The 17,219-nt window shown below is 37.3% G+C and carries 24 protein-coding genes and 5 pseudogenes; 4 read left to right on the top strand and 25 right to left on the bottom strand.

The window, feature by feature from the left end; all coding sequences use genetic code 11:
* Positions 1 to 14 precede the first annotated feature (14 nt).
* The 3 genes from LI164_RS09155 to LI164_RS09165 all read right to left on the bottom strand — a co-directional run bounded on the left by LI164_RS09155 (position 15) and on the right by LI164_RS09165 (position 3,028).
* The gene (locus LI164_RS09155; protein ID WP_227087023.1) at positions 15 to 665 is read right to left on the bottom strand and encodes an HAD family phosphatase; all 651 of its coding nucleotides are present in this window, start codon (positions 663 to 665) and stop codon (positions 15 to 17) included.
* A 33-nt stretch (positions 666 to 698) separates the two neighbouring features.
* A complete protein-coding gene (gene yiaK, locus LI164_RS09160) occupies positions 699 to 1,700 on the bottom strand; it encodes a 3-dehydro-L-gulonate 2-dehydrogenase (protein ID WP_005333608.1) in 1,002 nt (333 codons plus the stop codon).
* A 338-nt stretch (positions 1,701 to 2,038) separates the two neighbouring features.
* Positions 2,039 to 3,028: a LacI family DNA-binding transcriptional regulator gene (locus tag LI164_RS09165; protein WP_022278841.1), complete on the bottom strand. Its 990-nt coding sequence runs from the start codon at positions 3,026 to 3,028 to the stop codon at positions 2,039 to 2,041.
* 280 nt (positions 3,029 to 3,308) lie between these two features.
* On the opposite strand from LI164_RS09165, the gene LI164_RS09170 reads away from it, so the two are divergent.
* Positions 3,309 to 3,560 (top strand): helix-turn-helix domain-containing protein, encoded by a 252-nt coding sequence (locus LI164_RS09170; protein ID WP_005339884.1) that lies wholly within the window; start codon positions 3,309 to 3,311, stop codon positions 3,558 to 3,560.
* A gap of 283 nt (positions 3,561 to 3,843) precedes the next feature.
* On the opposite strand, the gene LI164_RS09175 is transcribed toward LI164_RS09170, so the two are convergent.
* From LI164_RS09175 to LI164_RS09200, 6 genes are all read right to left on the bottom strand, one after another.
* Positions 3,844 to 4,143, bottom strand: coding sequence for a type II toxin-antitoxin system RelE/ParE family toxin (locus LI164_RS09175; RefSeq protein ID WP_005333604.1), 300 nt, complete (start codon positions 4,141 to 4,143; stop codon positions 3,844 to 3,846).
* Between the two features lies 1 nt (position 4,144).
* Positions 4,145 to 4,393: a type II toxin-antitoxin system prevent-host-death family antitoxin gene (locus tag LI164_RS09180; protein WP_117682783.1), complete on the bottom strand. Its 249-nt coding sequence runs from the start codon at positions 4,391 to 4,393 to the stop codon at positions 4,145 to 4,147.
* A gap of 126 nt (positions 4,394 to 4,519) precedes the next feature.
* The gene (locus tag LI164_RS09185; RefSeq protein ID WP_117682782.1) at positions 4,520 to 5,575 is read right to left on the bottom strand and encodes a helix-turn-helix domain-containing protein; all 1,056 of its coding nucleotides are present in this window, start codon (positions 5,573 to 5,575) and stop codon (positions 4,520 to 4,522) included.
* A gap of 162 nt (positions 5,576 to 5,737) precedes the next feature.
* On the bottom strand, positions 5,738 to 6,325 hold the full coding sequence (locus LI164_RS09190; protein WP_040015510.1) for a helix-turn-helix transcriptional regulator: 588 nt from the start codon (positions 6,323 to 6,325) through the stop codon (positions 5,738 to 5,740).
* Between the two features lie 199 nt (positions 6,326 to 6,524).
* On the bottom strand, positions 6,525 to 6,899 hold the full coding sequence (locus LI164_RS09195; protein ID WP_117682781.1) for a TnpV protein: 375 nt from the start codon (positions 6,897 to 6,899) through the stop codon (positions 6,525 to 6,527).
* A gap of 4 nt (positions 6,900 to 6,903) precedes the next feature.
* Positions 6,904 to 7,290 carry a hypothetical protein gene (locus tag LI164_RS09200; protein WP_227087028.1) on the bottom strand — a complete coding sequence of 129 codons (387 nt, stop codon included), beginning with the start codon at positions 7,288 to 7,290 and terminating at the stop codon, positions 6,904 to 6,906.
* On the opposite strand from LI164_RS09200, the pseudogene LI164_RS09205 reads away from it, so the two are divergent.
* Positions 7,176 to 7,577 (top strand): annotated as a pseudogene (locus LI164_RS09205) (substrate-binding domain-containing protein); the annotation flags it as partial. The gene LI164_RS09200 and the pseudogene LI164_RS09205 overlap by 115 nt on opposite strands.
* Positions 7,578 to 7,705: 128 nt before the next feature.
* Here the strand turns inward: LI164_RS09205 and LI164_RS16325 are convergent.
* Positions 7,706 to 8,576 (bottom strand): annotated as a pseudogene (locus LI164_RS16325) (AraC family transcriptional regulator).
* Positions 8,577 to 8,584: 8 nt separating this feature from the next.
* On the bottom strand, positions 8,585 to 9,907 hold the full coding sequence (locus tag LI164_RS09215) for an MATE family efflux transporter (RefSeq protein ID WP_227087024.1): 1,323 nt from the start codon (positions 9,905 to 9,907) through the stop codon (positions 8,585 to 8,587).
* Between the two features lie 126 nt (positions 9,908 to 10,033).
* Between LI164_RS09215 and LI164_RS09220 the strand changes: the two are divergent.
* Positions 10,034 to 10,351: pseudogene (locus LI164_RS09220) on the top strand (transposase); the annotation flags it as partial.
* Between the two features lie 166 nt (positions 10,352 to 10,517).
* Here the strand turns inward: LI164_RS09220 and LI164_RS09225 are convergent.
* From LI164_RS09225 to LI164_RS09290, 14 genes and pseudogenes are all read right to left on the bottom strand, one after another.
* The gene (locus LI164_RS09225) at positions 10,518 to 10,616 is read right to left on the bottom strand and encodes a helix-turn-helix domain-containing protein (RefSeq protein WP_227087025.1); all 99 of its coding nucleotides are present in this window, start codon (positions 10,614 to 10,616) and stop codon (positions 10,518 to 10,520) included.
* A complete protein-coding gene (locus LI164_RS09230; protein WP_117495223.1) occupies positions 10,613 to 10,831 on the bottom strand; it encodes a hypothetical protein in 219 nt (72 codons plus the stop codon). The genes LI164_RS09225 and LI164_RS09230 overlap by 4 nt, the downstream gene beginning before the upstream one ends.
* Positions 10,824 to 11,051, bottom strand: coding sequence for a hypothetical protein (locus tag LI164_RS09235; protein WP_008705329.1), 228 nt, complete (start codon positions 11,049 to 11,051; stop codon positions 10,824 to 10,826). The genes LI164_RS09230 and LI164_RS09235 overlap by 8 nt, the downstream gene beginning before the upstream one ends.
* A 562-nt stretch (positions 11,052 to 11,613) precedes the next feature.
* Positions 11,614 to 12,417 (bottom strand): LPO_1073/Vpar_1526 family protein, encoded by an 804-nt coding sequence (locus tag LI164_RS09240; protein WP_117605783.1) that lies wholly within the window; start codon positions 12,415 to 12,417, stop codon positions 11,614 to 11,616.
* Positions 12,410 to 12,631 (bottom strand): hypothetical protein, encoded by a 222-nt coding sequence (locus LI164_RS09245; protein ID WP_207659794.1) that lies wholly within the window; start codon positions 12,629 to 12,631, stop codon positions 12,410 to 12,412. Before LI164_RS09245 ends, LI164_RS09240 begins: the two co-directional genes overlap by 8 nt.
* A 43-nt stretch (positions 12,632 to 12,674) precedes the next feature.
* Positions 12,675 to 12,974: a type II toxin-antitoxin system RelE/ParE family toxin gene (locus tag LI164_RS09250; protein ID WP_117605782.1), complete on the bottom strand. Its 300-nt coding sequence runs from the start codon at positions 12,972 to 12,974 to the stop codon at positions 12,675 to 12,677.
* A 1-nt stretch (position 12,975) separates the two neighbouring features.
* Positions 12,976 to 13,224 (bottom strand): type II toxin-antitoxin system prevent-host-death family antitoxin, encoded by a 249-nt coding sequence (locus LI164_RS09255; protein ID WP_117605781.1) that lies wholly within the window; start codon positions 13,222 to 13,224, stop codon positions 12,976 to 12,978.
* A gap of 177 nt (positions 13,225 to 13,401) precedes the next feature.
* Positions 13,402 to 13,890 (bottom strand): hypothetical protein, encoded by a 489-nt coding sequence (locus LI164_RS09260; protein ID WP_227087026.1) that lies wholly within the window; start codon positions 13,888 to 13,890, stop codon positions 13,402 to 13,404.
* A 14-nt stretch (positions 13,891 to 13,904) separates the two neighbouring features.
* Positions 13,905 to 14,456 carry a helix-turn-helix domain-containing protein gene (locus tag LI164_RS09265; RefSeq protein ID WP_227087027.1) on the bottom strand — a complete coding sequence of 184 codons (552 nt, stop codon included), beginning with the start codon at positions 14,454 to 14,456 and terminating at the stop codon, positions 13,905 to 13,907.
* A gap of 131 nt (positions 14,457 to 14,587) precedes the next feature.
* Positions 14,588 to 14,722 carry a TnpV protein gene (locus LI164_RS09270; RefSeq protein WP_117605780.1) on the bottom strand — a complete coding sequence of 45 codons (135 nt, stop codon included), beginning with the start codon at positions 14,720 to 14,722 and terminating at the stop codon, positions 14,588 to 14,590.
* Positions 14,723 to 14,728: 6 nt separating this feature from the next.
* Positions 14,729 to 14,971 (bottom strand): hypothetical protein, encoded by a 243-nt coding sequence (locus tag LI164_RS09275; RefSeq protein WP_023921621.1) that lies wholly within the window; start codon positions 14,969 to 14,971, stop codon positions 14,729 to 14,731.
* Positions 14,972 to 15,053: 82 nt separating this feature from the next.
* Positions 15,054 to 16,208: pseudogene (locus LI164_RS09280) on the bottom strand (AAA family ATPase).
* On the bottom strand, positions 16,205 to 16,528 hold the full coding sequence (locus LI164_RS09285) for a hypothetical protein (protein ID WP_022250154.1): 324 nt from the start codon (positions 16,526 to 16,528) through the stop codon (positions 16,205 to 16,207). The pseudogene LI164_RS09280 and the gene LI164_RS09285 overlap by 4 nt, the downstream one beginning before the upstream one ends.
* Positions 16,506 to 16,691: pseudogene (locus LI164_RS09290) on the bottom strand (site-specific integrase); the annotation flags it as partial. The gene LI164_RS09285 and the pseudogene LI164_RS09290, both read right to left, overlap by 23 nt.
* 98 nt (positions 16,692 to 16,789) lie before the next feature.
* Between LI164_RS09290 and LI164_RS09295 the strand changes: the two are divergent.
* Positions 16,790 to 17,029, top strand: coding sequence for a DUF6061 family protein (locus LI164_RS09295; protein WP_055213328.1), 240 nt, complete (start codon positions 16,790 to 16,792; stop codon positions 17,027 to 17,029).
* Positions 17,030 to 17,219 lie beyond the last annotated feature (190 nt).

Genomic DNA, 17,219 nt, shown 5'->3' on the forward strand with positions numbered 1-17,219 from the left:
TATTTCCTCCTGTATCAAAGATTCTTTATGATTTCTATAACCTCTTTTAAATTCGAAACTTTCGCATCCCACAGGCCTTCTTCTTTCTTAGGTGCCGGGGACAGATCTGGGATTACAATCGCTTTGCAGCCAGCATTTTTTGCAGCCTTCAGACCATTTGGGCTGTCTTCCAAAACAAGACATTTCTCTGTCGAAACTCCCAGTGCCTCTGCCGCAGCTATGAAGATATCACCAGCAGGCTTCGCTGCCTTCACTTCATCACCGCACACTGATGCACGGAAATATTCTGTTACATTTGCCATATCCAGATAACCCATCGCTTTCTTGCGGTTTGTCGAGGTTGCGAGCGCCGCCGGAATATTTTCTCTTTTCAAATACTCCAGCAGCTCCACCAGCCCTTTCTTTACCGGAAGCCCACTCTTATCGATCCATTCTTTTGCATATACCGTCCGAAGCGTAAATGCTTCATCATACAGCTCTTCACTTCCAAATGCTTCTTTGAAATGTCTTCGCTTTTCTTTTTCTCCGGTTCCACGAAAAGACGCAATCAATTCATCTTTCATATGAATGCCAAGCTTTTTTCCTGCATATTTCCAGCCTTCGTATCCGATTCTTTCCGTATCGAACATAAGCCCGTCCATATCAAAAAGTACTCCCTGAATCATTGTTTCTTCCTATTTTATATTTCCTAATTATTATTACATCTTCAGAACAGATTCCCATACTTCTTCAACAACCGGGATTCCCTGTTCTTTGTTCTCTTTGATGTTCTTAAGCTCTAACTCTCCCGGATAAAGAACTTCTCCGTCCTCTTTGATCGGCTCAGAAGATTTCACATCTGCAAGAATCTCATCTACAATTGCATCTGTCTGCTCCACTGTGTTGAACTTTGTAGGATCTACTGCAATCATAATCTGAGTAAGTCCAATCTCGTCACCGAATGTTCCGATTTTTGATACAGAGTTTCCATCTGTAAGAACTGTTGCGATCAGATCCAGCACGATGGAAAGTCCACTTCCCTTCCAGTATCCCATCGGAAGCACACGCCATGTCTTCTCGATTTCTGAAGGGTCTGTTGTGAGTTCTCCCTTTGTATCATATCCTCCCGGCACCGGAAGTTTCAGTCCTTTCAGACGACAATCTTCAATCTTTCCATAAGAAAACTGAGATACAGCACAGTCGATCATTGCATGTTCCCCATTAGAACGAGGCACTGCCATGATCAACGGGTTATTTCCGATCTTACGGTTCAGTCCACCCCATGCAGGCATGTTCGGCATTGTATTAGACCAGCAGATTCCGATACAACCATGATCTGCTGCAAGCCAGCCATATGTACCACCACGCATCCAGTGGTTATTATTTCCAAGAGCTACACAACCAATTCCATTCTCCTTCGCAAGCTCGCATGCACGATCCATTGCACGTTTTGCATTCAGAGGTCCAAATCCACGATGTCCATCCCAACGTTCAATCGCTCCCATCTTCATCTCACAAGTTGCTCTTGCATTCGGATCAATCTCACCTTTCTCCAGGTAGCTGACAACTCTTGGAAAACGGTTCAGTCCGTGGGAGTATACACCAGCCAGACTGTTCTGTGCGAAAATGATTGCCGCATTCTCGGCATCTTCATGAGTGAATCCTTTTTTCTCTAATACTCTTGCAAACTCCTGCACCATTACATCATATTGAACTCTCATATTAATCTCCTTTCAATTTTGAGAAAATATTATTGAAAATTTATAGAAGCGCTTTCTTTACTTTTCATTATATTTATTTCACTCGTTTTGTCAATTTCATGCGCATATTTTTATTTTTTTCGGCATTATGTTCAAATTCTAGCATTTATTTTAGTACAAAATAACGATTATTTTTTAACAATCTTTCATATTTTATGCAAGCGCTTTCAGTTTATTGAAGATTATAAAGAAAAAAAGCAGAGGTACTTTCAGTTTTTCTTTCTGAAAATCCTTCTGCTTTTTATAGCTCTATCTGCAATCTTTCACCTATATCGTCTTTTTTGTTGTCTTATGTCAGCTTATGTTGTCTTTCCTTCCACCAATTCCGGCTGAATCACACAGGAAGAGTACACATCCGTCTGTTCAATCAAACTTGTAAGGAGCTGCACGCTCATCATCGCAACCATCTCCGGCTTATTGTCAATAGTCGTAAGACGTGGTTCACAGATTCTTGCATATTCTGAATTGTTGTACCCGGTAACCGCTACATCTTCCGGTACTCGAAGCCCGGCACGCAATGCCGCTTTCACCGCTCCCGTTGCTGTAATGTCTTCTCCACAGACAATGGCTGTAAATTTCTTATTCTCGGCAATCAGTTTTTCAACCGCTTCGATTCCTCCACCGATACTTCTGTCCGTATCGATCACATATTGCTTCGCGTCACTAACACCGTGACTTTCCAATGCTTTTATAAACCCTTCACTTTTTAACCTGGCACTAACCGTATCCATATCCTTTAGATAGTACATATCAAGATGCCCTCTTTTTAGCAGATGTTCCACTGCCAGAGAAACGCCATACCGGTCATCAACTAAGACAGAATAGGAATTCGGCAGTTCCAGTTTTCCATTCGCAAGCACTACCGGTGTATTCTTGATCATATTTCCAATTTCATCTTTTTTGCAAAGTGTATTAAAAATTGAACCGACCAGTACGATTCCGTCTACTTTTTTCTCAAGCATTGTCTTTAAATACTTGGCTGTCTCTTCCAACTCACCACCCGTATTACAGATTGCGACCTCGTACCCTCTGTGGCTAAACTCCCGTTCAATTGTATAAACAGTTCTCGCATAATGCGGCACGCGGATATCCACAGTCAGTACTGCAACCGTCTTCATTGTTTTACTTACCATACCACGCGCAATCGCACTGGGCGTATAATCATGCTTGTCCAATATTGCTTCTACTTTTTTTCTTGTAGCAGCATTCACATTCCCTTTGTTATTCATAACACGAGAAACCGTTGATATAGAAACTCCGGCTTCTTTTGCTATATCATATATATTCATCTTTTTCCTCTTTTCACTGCTTTGCATTGCATACCAAGCTCTTATGAAAGCGCTTTTATACTATGAGGATACGTGATTTCAAAGGGATTTGTCAAGAGATTATTGATGAAAGTAATTTTTCAAATTAATTTCGCTATAACACACTATTCATAAAATCCAAGAACGTCCATGCTGTCTCACTTTTACAACCGTTTTGTTCTTACCTCAACTGTAAAATCAATAAATAGAGCAAAAAATGAGACAATCTCATTTTTCAATTACAAAAGAGAGGAGCATTTATATGCCAAAACCAAAGACAGCCACCGGAGAAAAGAACTTAATCAGTAAAAGACTCATCGAGCTTCGTGAGAAAAACCATATGTCCCAGCGGATGCTTGCCCATCAGCTTCAACTGCGCGGCTATGATATGGACAAAAATGTAATTACAAGAATTGAAACAAATAAGCGCTTTGTTACTGATGTTGAAATCAAAGCATTTTCTGAAGTTTTCGAAATATCTTATGAATATCTCATTGATGGAAAAGAAAAGTAATGCGAGTGGCTTCGCATTACTTTTCTTTTCTCTCATATCCATTCTAAGATCAGTGTCCTGATCAAATCAAGTCGAACGTCCGTGAGACTTGGCGCGTGATTCTGGTCAGAAAAGCTGACATATTCCTATCAGAATCACTGCGCATCCTCGCGGATCGTTTATCTCATCACTATACTTTTTAGTATTGGTATTATGGTTCTATTTGGTTTTATATGTGTTCCACTGTCCTAAATCCATAGGCTGTACTGAACGGTGTTATCAATTTGTTATCACATCTCTGTTATCAATCAAAGATTCTCGTGATATCCTGATATCGGTTAACTACACGATAAACCTCTACATATTCTTTACTGATCTTGTAAATAATCACATAATCTTCCCATATCGCATATTTATAATCTGTCCGAAAGCTGACCCGTTTGGAGAGATCCGCCCCCATTCCCGGAAACATTTGAAGATTTTCAAATTTACCATAAATCTCTTTTATCGTCTTCGCAGCATATTCCTCGTTGTCTTCGGCAATATAATCCCGGATGTTCTTCAAATCCTTTGCAACAATCGGATTGATCCGCAGTTTTAACATCTTATTCCCCCACAAGTGCTTTTAATTCATCCAGATCCAGCCAGCCTTCTCCGTCTTTCACCGCTTCTTCAGCTTCCTGCAGCTTCATCAGAAGCTTTTTCTCTGCCTGGTCACGCTCATAATCTTCAATATCCATGACTACGAAACGTCCTCTGCCATTCTTAGTCAGATATACCGGTTCTCCTTTATGACAGTTTTTCAGGACTTCATTATAATTTCTCAAATCAGATACTGGTAAAATATTTGCCATATTCTTTCAGCTCCTTCCTTTGATTTTAAATTGTTTCTGCTACTTTTATTATACACAAAAAGCTGTAAAATTCAACGTAGATTTTTACAGCTTTAATTTTGTCATTCTATATATTTTTATCGCAATCTATTTCAAATATTGAGAAAAAATCGCCTCCAATTCTTTATTTCCTTTCAAAAATTCATACTCTTCTTTATTTTCAATTTCTGTAGCTAATGCACGAACAAAATTATTTCCAACACCTGAAAAAGACTTTCCCTGCACTGTATCCACATATCTGTAATATAAAGGTGATTCCACCATCTTCCATGGCTTCTGTGACTCCATCAGCACTTCTTTTATCAACTGAATACATTTTTCTACATCCTTTCGATACACGGCAATCAATAGATATGGTACTACTTTACCGTAATCCCACAGACCAAATAACGACACCATATGTTCTGTGATTTCGGCAATCTCCTCTGCTTTACAATGATTTCCGGTTTCTTCTTCCATTTCTATCAACTTATACAGATAGTTTTGTATATTCGTAACTGTCTGCATCAGTTTTCCCTCTAAAAAGAACGCTGCAATATCTGTCCCTTCCTGGTGTGCTAGTACCTTCGTTTTCATAATTGTGGCATCTATCACAGTATCTGGAATTTTATCCAAAAAAATATTTGCTTCTTTATATTTTTCCATTTGTATATATTTCGCTGCAAGCATAAAAATACTGGAAATCCTTATCTTTTCATTCGGACTTTCAGCAGTTCGTTCCAGCCATTCAACAATCACATTATTGCATTCCAACTTTTTCTCATCATCGACATCGGATAAAGTTAACGCTGCATTTAAAACCGTAGCAATTGAATAAATCAACGAATCACAATGAGGATATTCCTTTATTTTATTTTTTCCCATCTCAAAAGCTTTTATAAAGCTATCCAATGAAACTTCCGAAAGCTCATTCACAAATTGTCCAATCTCTTTTTCTGTCAATTCTTCACGAAATGAAAATAGTTCATTCATATCAATTTTTAATAATCGAGCAATTGCCGGAAGTAATGATATATCTGGATATGTGTTTCCTTTTTCCCATTTATTTACCGCAGGAGTAGAAACGTCCAAATAATCCGCCACCTGTTCTTGTGTTAATCCCGCAGTTTTCCGATAGTTTTTTATCTTCTCACCAATTTGCATTGTTCCTACCTCCTGTTTATATTCTCATTATAGTATTTCTAATATGTGTTTACAATTGAGCCTTCGTTTAATTATGGCTTCGATTTCTTAACTACCGGTTAAAATCTGCGAGAAAAATGCTCTATTTTATAATTCTACAAATCAAAATATCCTTAAATTTAATTAATTCAAGAATACGTGCATCAGTACTCCAATTAAGAAGCAAATCATCGCTGTAACACCCGCACTGATAATAACCTTTAATATATTTTGATAAGGACGTTTTCCCACTTCAACTGCCTTATGAAGTTCATCCAATTTTTTTCCCTCCGTAAATGCAACAATTTCCTTATAGGTTTGTATATCATTTTTCTTTTTTAGTTTTTCAACCTTTAACGCCCAGTACATTGTAATAATAAATAAAATCCCAAACGGAATATACGCATACCTTCCGAGCCACATAAACAAAGGTACTGCCGATATAATCAACACGGCCAAATGAACTGTATAGATGGAACCATAATAATTAAACTTTTTAATTTCTTGCTCGCTAATAATTTCTTTCATTTTCTCTATATCTCCTTTAATTAATTGATCGAGAGATACATTAAACAATGAACTAAGAAGTAACAAGCTATGAATGTCAGGATAACTCTTTTCGTTTTCCCAATTAGAAATTGTCTGTCTTGTTACATATACCTTTTCTGCCAATTCCTCCTGTGATAGATGAAGCTCTGTTCGGTATTTTTTTATCTGTATACTCAGCTCCATATAATTTCCTCCCTTCGCAAGTAATTTGTTCTCTTGATCTGAGCCAAGAATAATCATTTTTTCATTATCTGTCTATCAAAGATATTTTACTTAACGGAAAACACAATGTCAAAAGAGTTTTACACTACAACACTCATGCCTTTTCAGCAATTTTTATTTTCATCTTTGTAAAGAGCAGCCTTTCGATCACCCTTTCTACTCACATATATACCCTCTCTTTCAACACAATTTCTTCTGCACAGGCTTTGATGCTATTCATTAAACCAACCCATTTCATCTGATCCTGCATTTTCATTTGTTCCGTCACATCCTGTTTTTCCGCCATCTGCTTCAGCATAATTTTCACCTGTTCTCTGGCTTCCTGTTCAACTCGATTCAAGTGTGCCGTCAGCTCCCCCGTCATCAATAAATACTGATATCGTGCCGGTCTATGCACTTTCAGAAACTGTTTTCGCAACATTCCGTATTTACCATATGTCGATTCTTCCTCATTCACTACCAAATCCGGCAGATAATAATCTCCATGCATTGTGTAGCTCAATCTATTACTTTCTTCATAAATATGCTTTTTCATCGTCTCATCTCTCCATTCCTCTGTTCTTTGTTTTATTTTTCTTACGTTGCTGGTTCTCCATCTCACTTTTTCTGGCACCCCAAGCCAATCTTTCGTGAATACTTCCTTTGGGCATTTGCTCCACTTGCCGTTTTTCTTCTAATGCTTTCTGCTCTTGTATATCTTGCTGTACCGCATCCTCTACAACATTTTCTCCAAGAACACGCACTACCCGATCATATCTGTCGGAAACGCCCTGCAATTGTTGCTTTTCCTCAGATAACTGCTCTTTTTCTTCTCCGTGCCATGCACCAACATGGACTGAAGACTTCTCCTGCCACCACCGGCTGCTCTTATTATCTGTCAGAATGTATGGAGAAACATTTACCTCGTTTTCTGGAAAATGGAACAACAGCTATCATCTGCAGCCAGGATACCCTTGCGAATGCAGCTCTTATCCAATGCCAACAGCTCGGATATCAGGTTCCTGATGATGTCAACATTATCGGATTTGATGATCTGCCAATCGCTGCTTATACATCACCTCCACTGACTACAATCAGACAAGAGCGTATTGAACTTGGAAAAAGTGGATTCTTTGCGTTATCCAGTCTTCTTAATGGCGTTTCAATCAGTACATTTTTATTGCATACACAGCTGATTGAAAGGAAATCTACAGGAAATGTTCCTGTAGCATAAAATTGCCTGATTATTTATTGATTGAACAGACTGATAACAGCTCTATACAACAAAAGGTTAGGAAACTCCCTTTCAGGTGTTCCCTAACCTTTTGTTTGTAACATCGTTTATGTTTCTTTCACACTCCTCTAAATCCATGTACTCGGCTCATTTTTTCTATATTTTAACGGAGACACTCCGTATGTTTTTTTGAAGCTTCTGATAAAATAACTTACATTCTGATAGCCACTGAGCATTGCAACCTCTGTAACTGGAATGTCCGAATTTTGTAACAACTGTTTTGCATGCTCCAACCGCAAATATGTAACATATTTTGAAAGCGTAATATGAAAATGTTCTTTAAAATATTGCGATACATATTTTTCAGAAAGATGGAACTGTTCCCCAAGTTCCTTTAATGATATCTCCCCTGTAAAACTCTGCTGTATGTATGAAATCATCTCTTTTTCTACAGTATTTCTTCCACTTTTATCATTTTCGATTATAAATCCATTCTCCCACATGTGAAGAATAAATTGTAAAAGAATTATTTTTGTCTTTATCTGAACAGCTATTCCCAACTTCTTTTCATCATTTTTTGCCATATATATTTCGGCCAACTGCTCACACAACTCTTTTGCTGCATCCTTGATCCTTGGTCTTATCATCAAATGACCATTTTTTAATGGAGTAAGCAATTTATCATCTAACATGTCATCTGTGCAAAAAGAGATATATTCAAGTGGAAAAAGGAAAGTAAAATAATCCACTTCTCCGGCCTGTGAACCCATGAAATGCAGATTGCCCGGCGACACTACAAAAGCATCCCCGGGGGGTTCCAGTATAATTTTCTCCTGATATACTTACAGTCAAAAACCCACTTTTTACATATATAATTTCCAGTTCATCATGCCAATGTACCGGTATCTGAAATGAGCGTCCCTCATTTTTTATATGATATGTACTAAACGGATCATCCTTTGTACCATGCGGTTTATTTTCCTTTAATTCAAAGTACATAATCTCTCCTATACTTCTATAAGACCTTTACTTTTCCATTTTCCACTCTTCCATCTAAGTACCATTCCCACAGCTCTCGCACATTCGTCACCTGCCATAGCAATATATGATCCTACAGCCAGAAGTCCCATGTGTATTCCGAGAAAATAAGTTCCGCCAACTGCAAACAAATACATAAATATTGCACCTAGTATAGCCGGGAAAAGTGCGTCTCCACTCGTTTTTAATGCCTGACCATATACAAGGTTTGTTACCCTTCCAACTTCAAGAAAGACATCTACTATTAACAACTTTACCACAAGATTTATCATCTGTGTATCATCAGTAAATATATGCACGATAAAATGTCCTGCCAATGCAAATATCACGGAAAAACAGCTCGCTGTGATGATACCGTATATCGCAGCTTTTCTCGTTCCCCTGTTACATTCCTCAAACTCTTTTGCTCCAATTCTCCAACCGGTCATAATTGCATTTGCCTGAGCAAGGGCAGCTCCCACACAATATGAGAAATTTGCAATCTGTACAGCATATGAGCGTGCTGTAACATTCATTCCATCCACATCCATCTGATTCATAAAACGCACAATAAAGGTCATTGCGATGTTGTAAAGTGCTGTTTCAAGCGCAGAAGGAAAACCAATCTTAACAATCTGCGCAAATATCTTTCTTGATGCAATTCGCTCAGGACTCTGTTTTGCTTTTATAAGCACAGCCCCCATACCTGCTACAATAATAAGATTTATAACTCTTGAAATAACCGTGGCAACAGCAACTCCCATTACACCCCAGTTGAATACAAATAAGAATACTGAATTAAGTATTATATTGAGAACATTTCCAACAACAGTTCCTATCAAAGAATGTTTTGTATATCCAAATACTCTCAAATAACTGGAGAAAATAGGAATCAGTGCATTTAAAAAACATGCGCCGCCAACAATTCTAAGATATATTTCAGCCGGCTCAAGCAAAGCCGGAGCAATACTTACGATTCGAAGTACCCCACCAGAAAAAGTAGCAAGAATGACAGACATTACGATACCTATCAATGCGTTGAATATAAGTCCAAGTTGTCTTGCCTGATACGCTATCCCCGGTCTTCCGGCTCCGATATTTTGTGACATAACAGCTATCATACCCGACGATATTACGCCGAACATGATAATAAAAACACCTATATATGTATTTGCTGTTCCCACTGCTCCTACAGCCTGGTCGCTTACAGATGATAGCATAAGCGTATCGACCATACCTGAAAGCATATAAAAAAAAGTTTCTAAGCATATTGGCACAGATAACTGTGTTAATGTTTTTCTTTCAGCTGCCATAGTTTTCTCCTCACATACAATTCAAGAATACTATATCAATAATACGATATATTTCTATGTAATTCTTGTATAATATCCTGTGAAAATTGCACTATTTCTACTTTATCTTAAAAAGTACTAAATCGTGTTACTGAAAAATGGACCGCAAAATACCCGAATTCTATGAAACGCTGGTATGATAACTGGGATGCAATAACGCCGATTTTCAAGTTTTCACCGGATGTCGGAAAGGTTATTTACACGACCAATGCAATTGAAAGTCTGAATTCTACCTACCGTAAGCTCAACCGTCAGAGAAGCGTATTTCCAAGTGATACAGCACTCCTGAAAGCCCTGTATCTGGCAACTTTTGAAGCCACAAAAAAATGGACTATGAGCATTAGAAACTGGGGACGGGTCTACGGTGAACTCAGCATTATGTATGAGGGACGACTCCCAGAATAACAGAATCTATATGCATGATGAGAAGGACGTTTTTGACGTCTGCTCTTGACATGCCCGAGATCATGTCGTATATATATAGCAAGAGCTGGAAGCTCTAATTTAGCGCTTCCAGCTCAATCATTATCATAGAAGATTATTATTTACAGACTTTTCTTCATAGTCTCAGCTACCAAAACAGTAACTTCCATGCATAAGTTTTTGAAACTCCAAGAATTGCACACACATCATCCACATCCATATACATTTTTTCCTGCACCATACTCATACCGCTTTATCCTCCTTCAAATACTGCTCAACATGTTCCAGACCATAGATCTTGTCCTCTACATAGCGGGTTGGCACCCGACCGAGAATCACATAATAGTTCTTGCTTGCCAGATCGGCATTCATTCTTTCCACCACCCGGTAAGCAAACGAAACTGATAATCCAAAGAGTTCTGCAATGTCTTCCACTGATAAATACATTTTTCTCCTATGCATGAAACCATTCCTTTCCTTCTTCCTGTGGAATCTCACAGGTATCTTCTACCCCGTAGAAACGCTTCACAAAATACTTTGTCGGAACTTTTCCTCTAAGCGTCAAATATCCCTGTTCTTCCAGCTCCTTATTCAGATTGCCAATGATCTCATAAGCCGATGTCTGTTTCACCTCCAGAAGTTCACATATATCAGCTGCCTTTAAAAATAATTTGTTCTGCATAATCAGTACCTCCTGTATTTTGAATATTTATCTCTTCATATACTCTGTACTGGCAGATGCAAAATCGGACATCATTTTCCGAAATTTAGCAAATTATCTTAATTTTACAGTTTCCATATGTGTTATCACTGAACCATGGAGTTTATATCATTGAAAAAGGGTATAAAAAAACAGTCTGCCCTGACTGAAAATATTTCCATCAAAACAAACTGTTCTTCATATTCACACTAATTATATTTTCTGAGCATAGTTACTTTTTGCGAAAATCTCAGATAACTCCGGAAAGAAAACAAAGAAAAAATATTTTTTAACTCCATTTGCACTCCACTGGAACATCCAGCCAGCCCGCAAATCCTTTATTTATGGGCTTTTTCGCAATTTAGTCCGCTACTCAAATTCGCAAATAAAATCTTATCACTATACATTTTTGTATAGGAATTATGGTTCTATCTGGTTTTATATGTGTTCCACTGTCCAAAGTCCACAGGCTGTACTGAACGGTGTTATCATTTTGTTATCAAATATATGTTATCATTTTCTAAGACAATTCCTCGATATTTTTTCAAATAGATTTTATCCATATTTTAAAGTCTAAATTTAGATTTGTTTTATTATGTATATTTATAATTGCAATTATAATTCCTACTGGGGTTAAACTATAATCCCCTGGAATACTATTCATTGCTAATGGTAGTATTTCTTTAACCTTGCCTATATCCAAATTGTATCTTTTCGCATACACCTCGTCTGCATTTCCTAAAGAAATAGTTAATAATCTAAGCATATATAAAAAGGGGACACTGCTCTCTATCCCATTTGTAATTGGCATTTTTGAGCAAATATATTCACAATGTTCTTTAAGTAAATCAATAGAATTAATAGAATTCATCCTTATTTCTTTACATAAAAATATTAGCGAAAGATAATTTAAATGAACTTCTGATAGTGATTTTACAATTTCTACAGCTTCATCTAAAAGGATTTTCATATAGTAGTCATTATCATAATTTATTCTGTTAACAATAAGATCACTTAACAAATCATGTAATGTTTGAGTTCCAAATCGTGCATATTCCTGATGTGACTTATTTAAAATATATTGAATATCAGGATCTGAAAATTCAGAGAAATTTGTTTTCCCTTGTTTTTTTAGTTTATCTACTATATTTTTACACAATTCTTCTGCTCGCTCTTTAGCAATCTTCTTGGCTTCTTCTTGCAGTCTAGGAAAATTATCCATAAACAATTTTATAGCTAAATTACTCGCTTCTTCTGCTGTCATACCATAATAATTATTTTGTTCCCCAATCTGTGTTGTATCAGATCCCAGTGCTGCTTTTTGTATTATTTTTGTTTCATCACTCACCGCTTTTCTCCTCCGTATAATAGTTATTTTGAATTCCTATTTGAGTACTTTTTGTACCATAATTAACTTGCTCTATCCTTGTCTGCTTTTTTTCTTGCTTTTTCTTACAAAATACTTTTCTTATTGCTGCAAATATCAATGTTACAATAGTTACTCCAATACCGCTAAAAAACCATTCCTTGTTTTCATTAACCCAAATTATTACTTTATCCATAATTATGTTTCCTTATGCACCGACTTTTTAAGTATTATAAATCTTACTCAAAAATCCTTGTAATGTCCTGATACCTATTAATCACACGATAAATCTCTACATACTCTTTTCCTATCTTGTAGATAATCACATAATCTTCCCATATCGCATATTTATAGTCCGTCCGAAAGCTGACTCGTTTTGAAAGATCTGACCCCATTCCAGGAAACATCTGAAGGTTTTCAAATTTACCGTAAATTTCCATTATGGTCTTTGCTGCATATTCTTCGTTATCTTCAGCAATATAATCTCGGATGTTTTTCAAATCCTTTGCAACAATCGGATTGATCCGCAATTTTAACATCTTATTCCCCCACAAGTGCTTTCAGTTCGTCCAGATCCAGCCAACCTTCGCCATCTTTCACTGCTTCTTCAGCTTCCTGCAGCTTCAGGAGAAGCTTTTTCTCTGCACGACCACGCTCATAGTCTTCAATATCCATAACTACAAAACGTCCTCTGCCATTCTTTGTCAGATATACTGGTTCTCCTTTATGACAGTTCTTCAGAACTTCATTATAATTTCTCAAATCAGACACTGGTAAAATATTTGCCATATTTTTTCAGCTCCTTTCCTTGATAAAGCGGACATTCGCATTCGCTTCTCTCTCATGAGCACAACCTACTATGCAGTCCATATTCATATTGTTTCTGTTACTTTTATTATACACAAAAAGCTGTAAAATTCAACGTAGATTTTTACAGCTTTTCTATCTCTATATATTTTTTACAATCTATTTTAAATGTTCCTCAAAAATTGATTCGAGTTCCTTATTCCCTCTCAAGAATTCATACTCTTTCTTATTTTCAATTTCCGAATACAATTCACGAACAAAATTTTTTCCAATTCCCGAAAAGGCTTTTCCCTGTGCAGTATCTTCATACCTGTAATACAAAGGGGATTGTATCATATTCCAAGGCTTCTGTGATTCGCTTAATAATTGCTTAATTAATTGAACACATTTTTCTACGTTTTTTCGATATCCAGCAATCAGCAGATATGGCACTGTGTTGCCGTAATTCCATAGTCCAAACAGTGATATCATTTGATCTGTAATCTCAGCAATTTTCTCTGCTTTATCATGATTTCCTGTCTCTTCTTCCATTTCTATTAACTTATACAAGTAGCTTTGGACATTGATAACTGCCTGTAGCAATTTTCCCTCCAAGAATAACGCAGCAGTATCTGTTCCTTCCTGATGCGCTAGTACACTTGTTTTCATAATCGTTGCATCAATTACAGTATCAGGAATTTTTTCAAAAGGACATTTGCTTCTTCATATTTCTCCATTTGGACATATTTCGTTGCAAGTATAAAAACACTTGAATTTCTCACTCTTTCATCCTGACTATCTGCTGTTCGTTCCAGCCACTCAATGATAACTGTATTATATTCCATTCGTTCTTCGTCATTAAAATCTGACAAAGTCAAAGATGCGTTCAGAACAGTTGCGATCTTATAAATTAATAAGTCGCAATGAGGATACTCCTGTATTTTACGAGATGCCATCTCGAAAGCCTTTGTAAAGCTGTCCAATGAAACTTCCGAAAGTTCATTCACAAATAGTCCAATCTCTTTTTCGGTCAATTCTTCACGAAACGAAAACAATTCATTCATATCAATTTTCAATAATCGTGCCAAAGCTGGAAGTAATGAGATATCCGGATATGTATTTCCCTTTTCCCATTTATTTACCGCAGGAGTTGACACTCCCAAATAATTTGCCACCTGTTCTTGTGTTAATCCCACAATTTTTCTATAGTTTTTTATCTGTTCACCAATACGCATTGTTCTCACCTCCTGTTCTCGCTATAATTATATCGTTACTAGTTCATGTTTACAATTGAGCCTTTGTTTAATTATCATTCTGTTTTTTTAACTTCTAATTAATTTTTATCTCATGTCTCTACCATCTATTCTTACACATAAATTATTTCTCTCATCACAATTTCTTCCGCGCCGGCTTTGACATTATTCATCAATCTAACCCACCTCATCTGATCCTGCCTCTTTAAGTTTTCATTTACACCCTGTTTTTCTACCATCTGTTTCATTAACACTTACCATCGAAAGTCCTCATGCATTCCGCATTTATCCAAATATTCCTGTCTCGCCTTTTCCCGCTCTTCCTCGGTTGGTGCTGTTTTGAATGTTGTATATAACTGACGTTTTACCATACTGTCTAATTTTTCCATCAATGCTTTTTCTATCTCCGGCAAATATTCCTCATTCCCGGCGAGATGATACTGGAACAATGCCAGTAATAAATCTTTTGGTATCTGCACCTGTGATTTTCTTTCCATGTTTCTCCTTTCCGTGACGATAATGACGATATTTTCACTACCGACACGCTATATAAAATACCGTCACAACCGTCACATATCGTCACGCTTGTTTTCCAACAAAGGCTAATCTGATCTTTCTTCCATCATGTCCTCGTTCCGCTTTATACTGGATTCCATATTCCAGAATCAATCGTTCCAGGCTGACATTTAATTTTCGTGATAATGCGTTCGGCTGCATTTCCACCTGCAATACTTCCACAAGCTCTGTTGCTGTTCCTGCCCACTCTGGCGTAATCTCTGTTACAAGTTCTTTGATTTTTTCTAACAATGGATCTTCTGGTTCTTTCCAAAGTTCTGTTTCTGTCTTTGTAAGTTCCCAGACACATCTCTCCCGGTTAAAATTCAACCACAGTTTCTGATCCTGTTAGTCACGCTCTGCCACTTCCAGAACTGCTTTATTATCTGTACGCTTTTCTTTCTGCATAACAAACGCTCCATCCGCAGCTCCCAGCAGACCATTCGTACTGGAAATCATATCGAAACTATCTGAAGATTCCATTTTCCTTGTATGATGCACAACCAGAAAACAGATGCCATATTTATCACTGAATGCTTTCAGCTTTGTTACAATCTCGTAATCGCTGGCATAACTGAATTTATCTCCACCGACCTCTCGAACCTTCTGAAGAGTATCAATGATAATCAGCCTTGTATCTTTATGCTCTGTCACAAACGTTACAAGCTGTCTTTCCAGTCCGTCATTGAGCGATTTGGATTTTGTAGCAAAATAAAAATCCTCACTGCCTTCCATTCCAAACATCTGTGATAACCGCTTTTGCAACCTTGCATAATCATCTTCCAATGCTAGATACAGAACTGTTCCCTGTCTGACCGAAAGGCCCCACAATGGAATTCCTTTACTGATGTGATACCCGATCTGTGCCATAAAGAATGATTTTCCAATTTTCGGCGAACCGACAAACAAGTAAGTTCCGTTATACAGAAGTCCATCTACAATTGGCAGTTTTGGTGGATATGCGGTATCGTATAATTCCATCATAGAAACTGTTTCCAGATCATCTGGATTCTTTTTATTTGCTGATTTTGCTGTATTTTCCGCATTATTTGTGGCTTGCAGATTGCCCTTACCGGGCAAATCTGCTATACTTTGGTTGGTTAATTTATTACTTGATGGCTGTTCCACATCTGCGCCAACAGATGCAATCGGAGCAGTCATTTTTTCTTTTGCTGTCATTCATTTTCCCCTTTCAATCCATACAATGTCTCTGCGACCAATCTCAGGGTACTCAGCAACTCTTCGTTTTCCTCACTGCATTTTTCCAGATGTTTCAATTCTTCATAAATCTCTGCCATCTGATTTCGCAATGCTTTATACACTCTTGGATTTCCCTGTACCACAATTTCCCGATCAGTTAATCGTTTTGTGATATAGTCCTGCTTGCTAAGTCCTGACAATCGGACACATGCATCAATCTGCTCTGCTTCTTCCGGTGATACCCGGAATGCTACGATTTTGTTTCTCCATCTTCCTTTACTGTCCAGATTCTTCTCCATTTGATTTTTCCATCCTTTCAATATCCAACTGTTCTGCCATCTTTGTCTGCTCACTTGGAAACAGATGCGCATATCGGTAAGTGATATCAATGCTCTCATGTCCCATTCGGTCTGCGATTGCCAATACCGTAAATCCCATATTGATCAATAACGATACATGAGTTTGACTTTCTGAGGGATAAAATAAGAACTATACAAAATTCGGGTATCTATGGATAAAATGATGTATTAGATAATTTTCAACGGAAAGGACAGATAAAAATGAGATTAATTTATGCGGAATACGATATGTATCATAACAGTATTGATGTAACAACATTCAATGGATATACTTTAAGAATTGACTGCAATGTTGCAGAAGATGGCTTACGGACAACTCCCGGTTCACAATGCGCCTTAAATGCACTGGCAATAGATGAACCACTGGAATATGCGACATTGGCATTGGATGGAAATTTACAGATGTGGGTAGATGCAGAGGACAGTCTTGAATTATTATAATTGAATATCAAACAACCTTTTTCCTTTAGAGCAGAAAAATGTTATACTAAAATTCAAAATACCTATTGACCCTCTCGGAGCGTCATAGCTTAAAGTTATCTTATCAAGAACAGGAGGTCAGTAGCTATGAGAACTGTAAAAGAAATATCAGATTTAACAGGTATCAGCGTTCGCACGCTTCACTATTATG

Origin of the sequence: Dorea sp. 210702-DFI.3.125, assembly GCF_020560945.1 — a bacterium.
Classification (GTDB): Bacteria; Bacillota; Clostridia; order Lachnospirales; family Lachnospiraceae; genus Dorea; species Dorea formicigenerans.